At 48.1% G+C, this 14,302-nt stretch carries 10 protein-coding genes and 1 pseudogene; 6 read left to right on the forward strand and 5 right to left on the reverse strand.

What is annotated here, in order from left to right; translation table 11 throughout:
* Positions 1 to 94: 94 nt before the first annotated feature.
* The 3 genes from BGO59_RS33390 to BGO59_RS33400 form a co-directional block, all read right to left on the reverse strand.
* Positions 95 to 595 (reverse strand): FAD-binding oxidoreductase, encoded by a 501-nt coding sequence (locus tag BGO59_RS33390; protein WP_293691553.1) that lies wholly within the window; start codon positions 593 to 595, stop codon positions 95 to 97.
* Between the two features lie 112 nt (positions 596 to 707).
* Entirely contained in the window at positions 708 to 1,217 is a 510-nt protein-coding gene (locus tag BGO59_RS33395; RefSeq protein WP_293691554.1) for a phosphoglycerate mutase family protein, read from the reverse strand.
* A gap of 93 nt (positions 1,218 to 1,310) precedes the next feature.
* Positions 1,311 to 2,117, reverse strand: coding sequence for a DUF1080 domain-containing protein (locus BGO59_RS33400; RefSeq protein WP_293691555.1), 807 nt, complete (start codon positions 2,115 to 2,117; stop codon positions 1,311 to 1,313).
* 122 nt (positions 2,118 to 2,239) lie between these two features.
* On the opposite strand from BGO59_RS33400, the gene BGO59_RS33405 reads away from it, so the two are divergent.
* The 6 genes from BGO59_RS33405 (at position 2,240) to BGO59_RS33430 (ending at position 9,929) form a co-directional block, all read left to right on the forward strand.
* Positions 2,240 to 4,126: a family 16 glycoside hydrolase gene (locus tag BGO59_RS33405; RefSeq protein WP_293691556.1), complete on the forward strand. Its 1,887-nt coding sequence runs from the start codon at positions 2,240 to 2,242 to the stop codon at positions 4,124 to 4,126.
* 77 nt (positions 4,127 to 4,203) lie between these two features.
* A complete protein-coding gene (locus tag BGO59_RS33410) occupies positions 4,204 to 6,234 on the forward strand; it encodes a c-type cytochrome (RefSeq protein WP_293691557.1) in 2,031 nt (676 codons plus the stop codon).
* A gap of 565 nt (positions 6,235 to 6,799) precedes the next feature.
* Positions 6,800 to 7,249 (forward strand): hypothetical protein, encoded by a 450-nt coding sequence (locus BGO59_RS33415; protein WP_293691558.1) that lies wholly within the window; start codon positions 6,800 to 6,802, stop codon positions 7,247 to 7,249.
* A gap of 98 nt (positions 7,250 to 7,347) precedes the next feature.
* On the forward strand, positions 7,348 to 8,415 hold the full coding sequence (locus tag BGO59_RS33420) for a PLP-dependent cysteine synthase family protein (RefSeq protein ID WP_293691559.1): 1,068 nt from the start codon (positions 7,348 to 7,350) through the stop codon (positions 8,413 to 8,415).
* Positions 8,416 to 8,571: 156 nt separating this feature from the next.
* Positions 8,572 to 9,153, forward strand: coding sequence for a Crp/Fnr family transcriptional regulator (locus BGO59_RS33425; RefSeq protein WP_293691560.1), 582 nt, complete (start codon positions 8,572 to 8,574; stop codon positions 9,151 to 9,153).
* A gap of 119 nt (positions 9,154 to 9,272) precedes the next feature.
* Positions 9,273 to 9,929: an NAD(P)-binding domain-containing protein gene (locus BGO59_RS33430; RefSeq protein WP_293691561.1), complete on the forward strand. Its 657-nt coding sequence runs from the start codon at positions 9,273 to 9,275 to the stop codon at positions 9,927 to 9,929.
* Between the two features lie 151 nt (positions 9,930 to 10,080).
* On the opposite strand, the gene BGO59_RS33435 is transcribed toward BGO59_RS33430, so the two are convergent.
* Positions 10,081 to 13,482: a PAS domain S-box protein gene (locus BGO59_RS33435; protein ID WP_293691563.1), complete on the reverse strand. Its 3,402-nt coding sequence runs from the start codon at positions 13,480 to 13,482 to the stop codon at positions 10,081 to 10,083.
* Between the two features lie 624 nt (positions 13,483 to 14,106).
* Positions 14,107 to 14,302, reverse strand: a pseudogene (locus BGO59_RS33440) (hypothetical protein); the annotation flags it as partial.

A 14,302-nucleotide genomic window follows, 5' to 3' on the forward strand; every position in this document is an offset into this window, starting at 1 on the left:
TGGGTTTACAAAAAGAAAACTTCGGTATTCGGTGAATGAACGCATCGCTATTTTCAGGGTTATCCCACCGTATACCGAATACGTAATACCAGTTTTATTTCAGACGCAGCGAAGCCGGGATCATGGCCATGAACGAGTCGTAGAACTTCGGGTAATTTTCCGGGACCTTTTTATCGACAGCCCCCCAGGTTACTTTGTAAATGACCTTCCCTTTTCGCCACTGTACGAACTTATACAGATTACCCGGCTGGTCGAACTTCGTCGTTTTGACTTTGCAGTTGACTTCGGCTATGGTAAACACACGTTTGGTATTGGCTGCCGTTTGTTGACCAATGAAAGTAAACGTAGTATCACGTGTTCGGCGTCCATAAAGCTTCCCATTTTCCAGCAGATAATAGGCCGAAGACGCTCCTGTAACCCCTCCTCCGCTGCCTACAATTATCTGGCGCCCTTTATAATTGTCAGGTGTACTGGCCGAAGCGGTTTTACGTACTTGCGGCATCTGATCGGCGGCAGCCCGGATGCCCTGCCCGTACGCATCAGACAGGTTATTTATTGCTAAAATTATGAGTAGGGTTAAGACGAATTGTTTCATGAGACAGAAAAGACGTAACAAAAGTATTGTGCTATAGTAGGCGCAACAATACTACAATTGTATGATTTGAGTAAAACAGCGTATAAGACGGTAGATTACAGGAATGAGTCACCTATGGGGGTGTAGGCTGGCCGTAGGTCGTTTGGGAGAACGATACCGATTTACCGAATAGACCTCGCTTCACATCGACTCTGAATAAGTTATCAAAATCCCCTGATTCGATCCGGGTCATCGTTGGCTGAGCGCCTAATCCTTTTGCAATCTCCAGAATGGTATTGCTATGCCCAACAACCAGTAGTTGCTTTCCCCGAATCTGACTCACCCGGTTCACAATGGCATCAGTCGGCTTTGCCGGATAATCGATTAGTGAAAGTCCCAGCCGCGTGGCCAAGGGCTGAGCCGTCTGGCGCGTCCGTCGATAGGGCGTTGTAAAGATCGAATCGATGGAGGCATTACCCAGTTGATCCGCTAAGGCAGCCGCGCGAGCATAACCAGCAGGTGTTAAATTCGTCGTATCGGCTTCGGATACCTTTTCGGCATGGCGAACAATATAAACCGTTGTGGTTGAACAGGCTGTCAGCCCTAAAGAGACAAGAATAGCAAGTGCGTAGATCAATCGCATAGCGCGTAAGGCAGGGTTTTAAACAAACAATGATACAAAAAAGCCCCCGGCCATAGGTCGAGGGCTTGGTTGGACTTCGTAAACGGTCAACCTTTACAATTCCCGAATCCAGATATTACGGAAACCAACAGGGTTGTTGTGGTCTTGCAGCAGAATTGGGCCCGCGCCATGTGCCTGAACTTTCGGATACCCAATGTATTCAGTTGTTCCCCGAATAGCGGTATGGTTCTGCACCAGAACACCGTTGAGCAGAACCGTTACGTAGGCAAATTCGGTCATCATACCCGCCTTGTTGAATTTAGGAGCCTGATAGATAATATCATAGGTTTGCCATTCACCGGGTTTGCGGCTAGGGTTCACCAGCGGAATCGCCTGTTTGTAGATCGAACCGACCATACCATTTACGTAGGTTGGGTTATTGTAGTTATCCAGTACCTGTAGTTCATAACGACCTTGCAGGAAGATGCCACTATTGCCGCGTCCCTGGCTGGTCCCTTCTACTTTTTCGGGTGACTTAAACTCAATATGCAATTGGAAGTCTGTAAACTCTTTTTTCGAGCGGGCCGAAAAACCTCTGGTCGAGTACATCGCGCCATCTGTTACAGGCCATTTCAGCGGCCCTTCGTTGGTTTTCTCCCAGTTGGCGGGTGCATACCCTTTAATAGCGACCCACTCGTCCGTATTTTTTCCATCGAACAACACAATTGCATCAGATGGAGCAGTTGTTCCCGAAGCATTAGCTGCGTTGGCCCCTGGGGTCACGACAGGTGGAACAGGCTCCCAAATCTCGGTCGATTGAGGATTTTGCTTGGCAGGCTCCGTTTGAGCCATAGCCTGACTGGTAACGAAAAGGCTGGCGATTCCGAGGCAGGCCACAAACGATAACGGTACGTTTTTCATGGAAAATGTTTCGAGTTAATGGATTCGTTGTAAAACGGTCAAAGATAAGTCGAACTAATCATTCGCAGTCTTTTAGCCGGAAAAAATGTAACTTTCGCCCTTCAAATCTTATGATAAATTCTATGGTAAACCTATCCCTTTCAGCTCGTTTTAGCGGGCTAGTGGGCGTTTTATGGGCCCTTGGAGCTGGACTTTCGCTGGGCCAACCGGCTCCGTCACCAGGTATTTCGCTACCCCTCAACGACTTAAGCGCATTTGTATCACCGACTCCCAACTGGCGTATTGTAGGCGGTGTTCGGGCCGATTTAGCTAAAGAAAACAGCCTTGTTACCACAAAGGGCACGGGTATTCTGGCCAACATTCCACTGGCTCACCCAACGGCCGACCCTAAAAATCCATACAAGTATGATCTGTTTACGACCCTGCAACACGGTGATATTGATCTGGAGCTAGAGTATATGATGGCCTCCAAATCTAATTCGGGCGTGTATCTGCAAGGTCGGTACGAAATCCAGCTTCGCGATAGCTGGGATGTGCGGACACCAAACGTACACGACAATGGGGGCGTTTATGAGCGATGGGATGAAAAACGGCCCGAAGGTCAGAAAGGCTACGAAGGCCATGCTGCTCGTCAGAATGTCAGTCGTGCTCCCGGTTTGTGGCAACACTTAAAAATCTCGTTTCAGGCCCCCCGTTTCAATGCCAACGGACAAAAAACCGAAAATGCCCGTGTTATTCGGATTGAACTAAACGGCGTGGTGATTCAGGACGATGTTGAGCTGACCGGCCCAACGCGCGGTTCGGCTTTTGATACGGAAAGTGCTATGGGCCCTCTCCGCATCCAGGGTGATCATGGTGCCGTTGCCATCCGCAACATCCGGTACGTTATGTATGACAAACCTCGCCCGGAATTGCTCAACCTGACCTACTCGGTCTATAAAGGAAAGTTTCAGAAAGAGCCCGAATACGACAAAACAGCCCCTGAGTCAGAAGGGGCCACCAAAGTATTGTCGGCTTCGGTTAGCCGCATCCCCAACGAGTTTCTGATTCGGTACCGGGGCACACTCCGCGTTTCGGAACCGGGCGAATACCGTTTCAATCTGGGCGTGCCGGGTGGTGGCGGTCAAATGAAGATCAATAATCAGGTTGTTGTAGCGCCTGGCGAATGGAATGCCAGCGGTAAAGCGACTCTCCCCAAGGGCGACCTACCATTCGAATTGCTTTACTCGAAATTTGTTGACTGGGCTCAACCTGCGCTGGGGTTAACCGTTGCGGGTCCGGGTGTACGGGAATTCGTAATCAGCGAAGGCGCTGGCAGCAATGGCGAAGAAGTTGACCCGATCATCGTTGAAGCGCCAACCAACACCATCCTGCGTAGCTTCATGGATATGCCCGGCGAAAAGAACACGCAGGGCCGCACGCTTCGGGTTACCCACGCTATCTCTGTAGGCAGCCCAGAGCAGGTACATTACACCTATGATCTGGACAAAGGTGCGCTGGTGCAGGTATGGCGGGGTGGCTTTCTGGACGCGACACCCATGTGGCACGACCGGGGCGATGGCTCGTCACGCCCACGGGGTATGGTGCAGCGATTGGGTACTCCCGTTCTTTTCCTGAGCAAGTTATCGTCGCCCCAGGCCAACTGGGTAACCGATACAACAGGGTCCGGTTTCCGCCCAAAAGGGTATGTCCTTGACGAAAACGACCTACCCACGTTCCGGTATCAGAGTTACGGTGCTTCGGTCGACGATAAAATTCGGGTACTTAGCGATGGGCATGGTGTGCAGCGTGAGGTGACCGTAACCAACCCTGCCAGCGATTTATATGCCCGGATCATCAGTGGTGCCAACATCAGCGCCCTCGAAAATGGGATGTATCTGGTCGACGATCAGGCTTATGTTCGCATCGACAACGTAGCAGGTGCCAAACCAGCTATCCGCGAAAGCAATGGTCGGCAGGAGTTAATTGTGCCGGTAAAAGGGAAAGTGACTTACACCATCTTATTTTAATGAACAATTGACAATGGATAATGCCGGATGGGTGCTAAAATCCGCTTCCATTATTCATTCTTCAACGATATATCGTCATGAAAAAGATATTGACAACCCTCTTTTCCCTAGGCCTCTTTTCGGTGGCGGTGGCGCAGGAATCGCCCAAGGAAGAGGACTTTTTTAGAATTCTGAAAGTAAGTGCTCCCGAAGGCACGCTGCTCGAAGTAGGTGGCCTGACTACCTTGCCCGATGGCAATATTGGAGTAGCTACCCGCCGGGGTGATGTCTGGATTATTGAAAATCCAACCAGCCGAAAGCCTTTCTTCCGCAAGTTTGCATCGGGTCTGCACGAAATACTGGGACTGACCTACAAGGATGGCGCTCTTTACTGTGCACAGCGGGGCGAACTGACCAAAATGATCGACTCGAACAAAGACGGGAAAGCCGACATTTTCGAAACGGTCTACGCCTGGCCATTGTCGGGTCATTACCACGAATATAGCTTCGGTCCTAAAATTGCGCCCGATGGTCAGTTTTTCGTAACGGGCAACGTTGCCTTCGGTGATGAAGAATGGTGGCGGGGCGAAAGCCGCGTTCCCTGGCGGGGATGGACCATGAAAATCAACGAAAATGGCACCATGCAACCCTGGGCAACGGGCATGCGCTCTCCCTGCGGACTGGGCATTTTCGACGGTGAGCTATTCTATGCCGACAACCAGGGCGACTGGATGGGCTCGGGTGGTATTGTGCATGTGAAAAAAGGTGCCTTTGTCGGCCACCCTGCCGGTTTACGCTGGTCGAGCATGGCCAATTCGCCCGTTAAGCTAACGACTGAGCAATTCGATGCCAAGATTGACGAACGCAAACGCCGGGACGAAAACGGTCGGGCCATCAAACCCGAAAACGTGGCGAACGAAACCCCGAATCTGCTCTATCAGATGAAAGAGAAATTCCCCAGTGCCGATATTCAAACCCCCGCGGTTTGGTTGCCTCATGGTATTCTGGGTATCTCAAACTCCGAAATTCTGGAAATTCCACAGAGTACATTTGGCCCCTTTTCGGGCCAGTTGCTGGTGGGCGATCAGGGCATGAGCAAAATCTCGCGGGTATTCATGGAAAAGGTCAACGGCGAATACCAGGGCGGTGCTATCGAGTTTCGGAACGGCTTCCGGTCGGGTGTGTTACGGATGGCCTTTGCCAAAGACGGTTCCCTGTTTGTAGGCGAAACCAACCGGGGCTGGGGATCAGCTGGTGATGCGAATGAAGGTTTACAACGGCTGGTCTGGAATGGTGCTACCCCGTTTGAGATGCGTACCGTAAAAGCCATGCCCGATGGATTTGAAGTTGAATTTACAAAGCCCGTTGACCGGAAAACAGCCGAAGATTTAGCTTCTTACCGGGTCGAAAGCTTTCTGTACAAATACCACCCGGTTTATGGTAGCCCAACCATCAACAAAGAGGCTTTGCCTATCAAGGGGGTAAAAGTATCGGCCGATGGCCTGAAAGCAAGGCTTATCGTTGGTGACCTGCGCCGGTATTATATTCACCAATTGACCCTTGATGGGGTTCGTGGAGCCGAAGGGTCTTACTCCTTGATTCATCCTATTGCGTATTACACCCTCAACAACATTCCAGATGGCGAAAAGCTGTCGATGAGCGATGTAAGTACGAAAAATTCGGCAGCAGCCCCGGCAACGTCTCCAACTCCTGCGGCCACGACTACCGCTCCAGCAACCGGCAAAAAGGCACCTGCTAAAGCAACTACTGGTGAATCCACGCGGGGAGGCAAACCCAAGCTGGTAGAAGGTCAGGCCGTGACGATGGCCAAAGCCCCAACCTACGAAGAAGTAAAAGGATTACTGACGCGTCATACCTGCGTTGCCTGCCATCAGGCCAACAAGCGTCAGGTAGGTCCGGCTTTTGCCGATGTGGCCAAACGCAAATACACCAATGACCAGATTGTGGAGTTGATCTATAATCCGAAGCCTCACAACTGGCCCGACTATGCGACCGAAATGCCACCAATGCCGCAGGTACCTAAAGCCGACGCGCTGAAAATTGCAGCCTGGATCAACTCCCTGGCTCCTGCAGCTGGTAGTACATCGACTGGAGAGCCTAAGCCTTAATTAGATAGTGCCACGATTGGCTCACTACATAGTAAGCCAATCGTTAAAGCCGGATTGACGAAGCCTTATGATTTCGTTGATCCGGCTTTTTTAGGTAAATCCTACAGCTTTCATCAGGCTGAGAAAATCTCATTTTTCACTTAATTAAGCTACTATTAGCTATTTCACAGACAATTCACCAGATAATAAAGTTAACAACAGGCCTTCCTGATAAGTGGTAGATTTACCCTCTATAAACTTCCTCTATCATGACTGTCCAATCTAACATTTCTGGCACAAACTCACCGGTCAGGAAAACGAATTCATTTCGATTTTACATTAACTGGCTCACCTTCCGACGCCGGTGCCCCACCTGCCAGGATGCACAGGACCTGGACCGTACTCCCCGCCCTTTCGTACTCAAGTACCTACTGTTTTTCATACCGACCCGTACCTATTTCTGTTACAAATGCCGACACCGAGTGATTAGAATCGGCTAGTCTGATACCTTTACGCCGGATTACATTCAGAAATTATCATGAGAGTCTGGCTGCTGTTACCATTCGTATTCATTTGTCACCTCGGTTTGGCACAAACTTCCGAGCAGGGGTTAAGTGATGATCCGGTGTTTACTACCATCTTGAAACGTCGGATCAAATATCCGCGCGATGCCGAGTGGGTAGGTAAATACATGCGAGTTTTTGCTGAATTTACCGTTGGCGATAAAGGGCGCGTGCAGAATATAACGATCCTGAATCAAAGCCCCACAGGGGCTCATCTGGGCTTTGAATATACAGTCGCAACTGCGCTGAAAAAATTACCGTCACTCAATCTACGGTATACAGGTAGTTATATTCTGCCCGTTTCATTCATCTATGTGGATTATCGACAAAAGGATAAACCCTACGTTCCGACCGATACACTATTTATCGATGACTTAAGGGGGCGGGTAATTTTAAAAGAAATTAATGTGTTTGGCAGCAGTGTCAACAGTCGGGAGCGAGTGCTTGCGGCCGACGACAATCGGGCTTATTAAATACTACATTAATCACCCCAGTTAGCACCGCAGTGGAAGTCAGTCTATTTTTTTCGCAAAAATTTGCGTATTTGTGGCGATAGTTTTCATCAACGCCTATGATTTCCTCCCCCGAAACAGCTATTAAGCCTGCCATTCAGGAAAAATTCGAACACCTCTGGCATCTGGTCGGTAACACACCCATGCTAGAGCTTTTTTATACCTATAAAGGTCAGCCCCGCTCTCTCTACGTGAAGTGCGAACACTACAACCTGACCGGCAGTATGAAAGATCGCATGGCCTTGCACGTACTGCATCAGGCGTATCGTCAGGGGCATATTCAACCCGGCGACCGGATTGTTGAAGCCACGAGCGGCAGTTCGGGTATTGCCTTTTCGGCCGTTGGGCGGGCACTGGGGCATCCAGTTACCATCATCATGCCTGCCGGTATCAGCCAGGAACGTATTGACATCATCCGCAGCCTGGGTGCCGATATTATTCTGTTTACAAAAGAAGAGGGCGGTTTTCTGGGCGCTATCCGACGGTCGGAAGAAATGGCAGCGGCCGACCCTCATGTATTTCTGCCCCGTCAATTCGCCAATCAATACAATGCCGAAGCACACCGGCTCACTACGGGCAAAGAAATCTGGCTCCAGCTTCAGGGGGTCGATATTACGCCCGATGCCTTTGTGGCTGGCGTCGGAACGGGTGGCACGGTCATGGGCGTAGGGCGTTACCTGAAGTCGCGTAAATCCGATATCCGCGTACATCCACTCGAACCTGCCGAATCACCCACGTTATCGGTCGGGCATAAAACCGGCTCACACCGTATTCAGGGCTTTTTCGACGAATTCATTCCCGACATCCTGAAGCTTAACGAGCTTGATCCGGTAGTTCAGGCCAGCGATGGCGACTCCATTCTGGTAGCCCAAAAATTAGCCTTGCAGTTGGGCGTGGCCGTCGGTATTTCGTCGGGTGCCAATCTGATTGGAGCCATCAATTTACAGACCGAAATGGGTCCCGAATCGCGGGTTGTTACAATCCTTTGCGACAGCAATAAAAAATACCTCAGTACCGATCTGGTTAAAGAAGAACCTATCAAGCCGGGTTATGTGGCTCCCCATATCGAATTTACTGACTACCGCCCTATCAGCCGCCTGCTGGTCGGGCGGCCGAGTGTATTCTAACCGATTTAATCCAATAAAACCAGAAGCCTCTCCAGAACAGCCCTGAAGAGGTTTTTGCGTATTGTTTTGTAATGTATAATTCAGGGAAGCCATCAGCATGAACTTTTTTCAACAGCCATTCGTCCTGCAACTATCATTTACAAACCCCTTCTCTCCTTGAATCTTCAGCCATTAATCGATCATTTTGAGAGCTTTATCCCGTTAAAGGACAGTGAAAAACAGTTCCTGGAAGGCAGAATCACCCAACGGCAGATCAGGCGTCGCCAGGCTATCTTACAGGAAGGATTTCCCTGTCAGCACTATACGTTTATTGTAACAGGTTGCTTCCGAATGTATGGCGTAGACCCCAAAGGCACCGAGCATAATATTCAATTTGCGGCTGAACAAAATTGGATTGCCGATATTGGCAGCTTCCATTCTGGCAAACCCAGCAGCCTGTTTATTGAAGCTATTGAACCCGCAGTTGTGTTGCAAATCGGTAAAGAGGATCTGTATTTTCTCTATACCAACATCCCCAAGCTCGACCGAATTTTCAAAGTTATTGTCGAGAACAACTACGTTGAATTGCAAAATCGGGTACTACAAACGATTAGCTCTACCGCCCAGGAACGATACCTCTCTTTTTTAGACCAATACCCTAAACTGGCACTGCGACTCCCTAATACACAAATTGCCTCCTATCTGGGCATTACCCCTGAGTTTCTGAGCAAAATCCGGAAAGATCTCGCATCAGGTTAATCTAACCGAAGCGCTGGTCCGACCTTAAACTAGTTTAAGCCTATTTCTTAAGCTAGCTTATTGGTCCACCTCAGCTATCCGTCGGACCTTTGCATGGTCAATTTAAACCAAAACAGACCATGTCGAATAACACTGAATTAAACGTTGCCATCATCGGCTTAGGCAATATCGGCCATATACTGGCTACCAATCTAACAAAGGGAAACCGATCAGTTATTCTGGCTGACCGTAACGAAGTAAAAGCCCGGCAAATAGCTCAAGAATTAGGTGAACTGGCTCAACCATCAACCATTCCAACCGCGATTGATCAGGCAGACATCATCATTTTAGCGATCTGGTTCAATGCCATTCAGGAATTTCTACAGCAATATGCTACTGAACTGGCGGGCAAAATCATTGTCGATCCGTCTAACCCAATAGCCCCCGACGAAAAAGGTGGTTTTGTCAAAATAATCGATGAAGCTCAGTCTGCCGGTCAGCTCAATGCCAGCCTACTACCCAGGGATGCAAAATTAGCCAAAGCCTTAGGCACCTTAGGCGCTGCCTCTCTGGCAAGTGCGTCGGGCCAAACCCCCGATCCGGCGGTTCTGTTTTATGCAACGGATGACCGAAGCATTGATGCGGCTATTGACGAGCTACTAGTTGATGCGGGTTTCGCCCCCCTACGGGTTGGCGGTTTAGATCAGTCTATTCGCTTAGAAGTATTTGGCGATCTGCATGAGTTTGGGGCACTGGGCAAAACCGTCACGCTGTCAGAAGCCCAAGAAAAGCTCTAAAGCCTTTGTTGTCGACAAAATGAGAGACAAAGACGAACATCATTTACCCGAGTCTCAGAATGGTATATCTCAAAACTAGTGGATCAGTGCTGAGCGTTACAATCCTGTACAATCGCTTTTCGCAAGGTTAATTATCCCCTACTTCAATCAGTTATGAACGCATGTGGGTTTGCGTTCGTAACTGACTCACAACCTCCGTAATAACGTTGTCCAGTGTTGCAATCAGGTCCTCCAGGTGTTGAGAAGCCTGGTAGGTTTCCGCATTTCTATCCATGTCTTTTAGCACATCAGTTATGGAATGGATGCCAAGTGTGGCAACCGAAGGATGCAGCCGATGAGCGACCTGACCAACTTTTTTGAAGTCATTTGCCTGATAGGCTGTTTTAATCTCTTCGAGCCCTGCAGGCGCCAGATCAGTAAACATCGTAACCATTTCCGAAACAAACTCTTCATCACCCTGCGCAATGGACCGCAGTTCCGTCAGATCAAATAAGCTATCCTGCTTTTCAGTTTTGGCATGATTCGTCGGAATGTACTCGTCTTTACCCAACCATTTTGTTACGACAGTCAGCAGACTTGACTCGTCGAACGGTTTAGCCAGGTAATCGTTCATGCCAGCCTGCAGAAACTTTTCGCGGTCGCCCGGTATAGCCAGAGCCGTCAAGGCAATAATTGGCAACTGGTTCTTTAAGGTTGCCCGAATCTCACGGGTGGCCTCGAGACCATCCATAACCGGCATCTGAACATCCATCAGGACTAATTCATAAGGCTGCTGTTCGAGTTTTTCAATCGCTTCGAGCCCTTGCCGTGCCTCTCCTATTACAGCCCCATAATTCTTGAGTATGGTAGCGGCCACTAATCGGTTCATTTCGTTATCGTCCACCACCAGAATCTGACTTCCCGACAGCAAATCGGTATTGATTTGTTCCTGCTGTTTTTGGGGTAAATGCCAGGATTCGCCTTTACGAAAAGGAATGGTGAAGGTTACTGAGGTACCTACTTCTTTACGGCTATCTACCTGTACCTGTCCCCCCATTAAATCAACCAGGTTTTTGCAGATACTCATACCGAGTCCTGTTCCGCCAAATCGACGGGTAATCGACGCATCCTCCTGGCTGAAGGTTTGAAAAATCGTTTGGACAAACTCTTCATCCATGCCAACGCCTGTATCCTGCACCGTGGCTCGAATTGTTTGCTGGGCAGCCTCATCATCAATAACCTGACACCGTATATCAACCACACCTTTGTCGGTAAACTTGATCGCGTTCGAAATCAGGTTAAGAAATATTTGAGTTAGTCGGTAGGGGTCACCTATTAAAACGGGAGCAATTCGGTCATCGAAAAATGAATTGGTGAATAACAAACCCTTTTCTTCGGCCCGGTGGCTCATTATCTGCATCACCTTCTTAATAACCTGATGAGGCTCAAAGCCGATCTGTTCGATGGTCAGTTTTCCAGCTTCAATTTTTGATAGATCGAGGATATCGTTAATGATAACCAGCAGGTTATCAGAAGCCGATTGAATTGTATTCAGATAGAACAGTTGCTGCTCAGTTAACGCGGTCTTTCGGAGCTGATTGCTCATCCCCATAATGGCGTTCATGGGTGTTCTGATTTCGTGGCTCATGTTGGCCAGAAACAATTCTTTTGAGCGGGTCGACTCTTCGGCAACTTCCTTGGCGTGCTTGAGTGCAATCTCTAACTCTTTCTGATGCGTAATATCGATATGCGTGCCAATGATTTTTAATGGTTTTCCGTCATCATCCTGTTCTATAACTACGCCCCGATCCAGTACCCAATTAATTGATCCGTCTTTATGGATAACCCGGTATTCGATCGAATGGCGGGCCAATACACCTGCCCTATACTGCTGGTCATTCTGCTCCAGTAAATGCCGATCGCCCGGATGAACCTGCTGCCACCATAAACTGGCCAGATCGGTTGACTGGTCGATTGGAAAGCCTAATAACTTATTCGTCGGATTGGAAAAGTAGGTCCTTTGGGTACGAAAATCATGCTCCCAATAATTATCGCCAACGTTTGTTAGCGCCATCCGCAACTTTTCCTCATATTCTTTGAGCCGTCGCTGCACAATTTTTTCCTGGGAAATATCTTCCACCATTATAAAATAATGCGTGATCGTCTGCTGCCTGTCGGTAATAGGTTGGCCACTTATGCGGGCCCAAAACCAGCTTTTATCCTGCCTGTAATAAATTCCCTCATGGATAAAGCTTTCCCCGTTTTTAAATGCTTTGTCCATGACAGCCTGGCTCGTAGTATCCGTATGAGGCCCCCGACACAAATCCAGCAGGGACTTACCTACAACCTGATCGACACTACATTGCGTGAGCTTTTGAAATCCATCGTTCGACCAGAAGATTTTATTATCCAGGTCGACGAAGATGATCCCGTTTTTGTTCGCACTGGCCACGAGCGATAACTTTTCCAGCTCGGACTCATTTTTTTTTCGCTCCGATATATCCCGAATAAACGAACAGAAGAATTCATTATCGCCCTGTTTTAAGGGAATGATATATAACTCGATGGGAAACGTTTTTTGACTACGATTTATGGCCGACAGCTCTAGTTGTTTACCTAGTACAACCCCCCTCTTCGTTTTTCCATAGTCTTGCAAGCCCCGTTCATGACCACTCCGATGGACAGTCGGTATAATAAGATCGGCTAATTTCTGGCCAAGTACCTCCTGGCCTGTCCATCCAAATATTTTTTCGGCCTGTGGGTTCCAAAACGTAATAACTCCCTCACTATCAATTGTAATTATAGCGTCTAAAGCCCCATTCATAATCAGGCGACTCTTCAACTCACTCTGCTCGAGAGCATCACGGCTTTTCTTCTGTTCGGTTATATCGGTATAACTCCAGAGATGCCCTTTGTAATTTTCATCCAGGAATATGGGAATATAATCTCGTTGGTATATACTCCCATCGGCCAGTTCCAGAATTTCGCCCCGAACCAGCTTTTTCTCAGCCAGAATCGTATTAATACGGCTAACAAACAGATCGGGGTCTTTGAACAGGTTTTTAGATGTTTCGGCGGCATTGGTACAGTCGGCACCCTGGAGCAAATCGGGCGATACAGGTATAGCGAATAAATCGCAAAAAACCTGGTTAGTGAAGACAACAGCCCGATTTTCATCCTCTACCAGAACTCCATTCTCCATATTGGAGATCAGAGAGGTAAATATCTTTTCAGCATTTTTCCGTTTGTTGATTTGATGATGGAGCAACCGCGCTATGGCCAATAAATCGTTGGAGTCTGTCTGTAGTTCCGAGCCGCTGATCGTACTAACCGCTTCTTCCAGCTTTTGAACCGAGAGTTTCTTTACTTCCAGTTCATGTTTTAATTGCGTGTGTAACTCAATATATTCCTTTTCACTAATGGCAAAGGCCCGTTCGGTTAATTCACGGTCTCGTTCGTAGGCAAGGTACGAATGCTGAACAGAATCCAGGAATTTGGTCATTTCAGGTAACCGCTGAAGTTCCTGGGGCAAATAGCGATTGATCTGGCGTGAAAGCAACTGCGAATACTCCATACAGTGTGGTTAATTAAACTGATTGACCAGAAATTCAAAGTTACTCGTCGATAAAAAGCACCTGATTGCCTGAACAGGCAAGCTACTTATACATCGTCGATTATGCCAGTCATCCAGAGAACTCCAACCAACTGGCTTAACAATCTCTATAGACTGCATTTCAAAATAAAAAGTCAGGTAATCAGCCAGCCTGAAAGCACTATTAAAGGAATATTTATGCATATTATAAAATATATTACAAATATTCCTTTATAAAAGACAACTCTCATATAACTTTAATCATAATCTCTACTGAAATTGATCAGGCACTATGTGCTGATCTGTACAGGCGTATGTAGGCTCATCCCTGATAAGTTGAGCAGGTTTTCAGAAAAGTTTTTTATGCACGCTTCTTCCGTTTTTATTGTCTAAGCATGCAAGACGTTGGGGTAGTCCGCTCTCGCAGAAGCCAGGGTTTCGTAAGATAAACTTACAAAGTAAAGCCCAACTTGTTACCAAAAACAAGCGAGACTAAATCAGTACACATTCATTAAGACTATCAAGCCTTTATCAGTAACCATATTGAACAAAAAAAGCGTCTCCGGTTAGTTCCGGAGACGCTTTTTTTGTTTGTAGAATCCAGCGTTAGTTCAGCGAGATAACGCGATTGGGAGTGGTGGGCTGCGGAGTCGATACAGTCACGGTGTGGGTCGTTACCTCACGACCGTTCGAAATCGCAACCTGATACTCACCATCAGGTAATTCACTCACACTCAAACGGCTACGGTAAGTATTCTCGTTTTTACCCAGGTGGTAGCTATACAGCACCTGACCAGCATGG

Source organism: Spirosoma sp. 48-14, from assembly GCF_001898575.1.
Lineage (GTDB): Bacteria > Bacteroidota > Bacteroidia > Cytophagales > Spirosomataceae > Spirosoma.

Bases quoted from the DNA above. Each gene is read 5' to 3' on its own strand.
- BGO59_RS33390 (WP_293691553.1), bottom strand. From the start codon at position 595: ATGAAACAATTCGTCTTAACCCTACTCATAATTTTAGCAATAAATAAC.
- BGO59_RS33395 (WP_293691554.1), bottom strand. From the start codon at position 1,217: ATGCGATTGATCTACGCACTTGCTATTCTTGTCTCTTTAGGGCTGACA.
- BGO59_RS33400 (WP_293691555.1), bottom strand. From the start codon at position 2,117: ATGAAAAACGTACCGTTATCGTTTGTGGCCTGCCTCGGAATCGCCAGC.
- BGO59_RS33405 (WP_293691556.1), top strand. From the start codon at position 2,240: ATGGTAAACCTATCCCTTTCAGCTCGTTTTAGCGGGCTAGTGGGCGTT.
- BGO59_RS33410 (WP_293691557.1), top strand. From the start codon at position 4,204: ATGAAAAAGATATTGACAACCCTCTTTTCCCTAGGCCTCTTTTCGGTG.
- BGO59_RS33420 (WP_293691559.1), top strand. From the start codon at position 7,348: ATGATTTCCTCCCCCGAAACAGCTATTAAGCCTGCCATTCAGGAAAAA.
- BGO59_RS33430 (WP_293691561.1), top strand. From the start codon at position 9,273: ATGTCGAATAACACTGAATTAAACGTTGCCATCATCGGCTTAGGCAAT.
- BGO59_RS33435 (WP_293691563.1), bottom strand. From the start codon at position 13,482: ATGGAGTATTCGCAGTTGCTTTCACGCCAGATCAATCGCTATTTGCCC.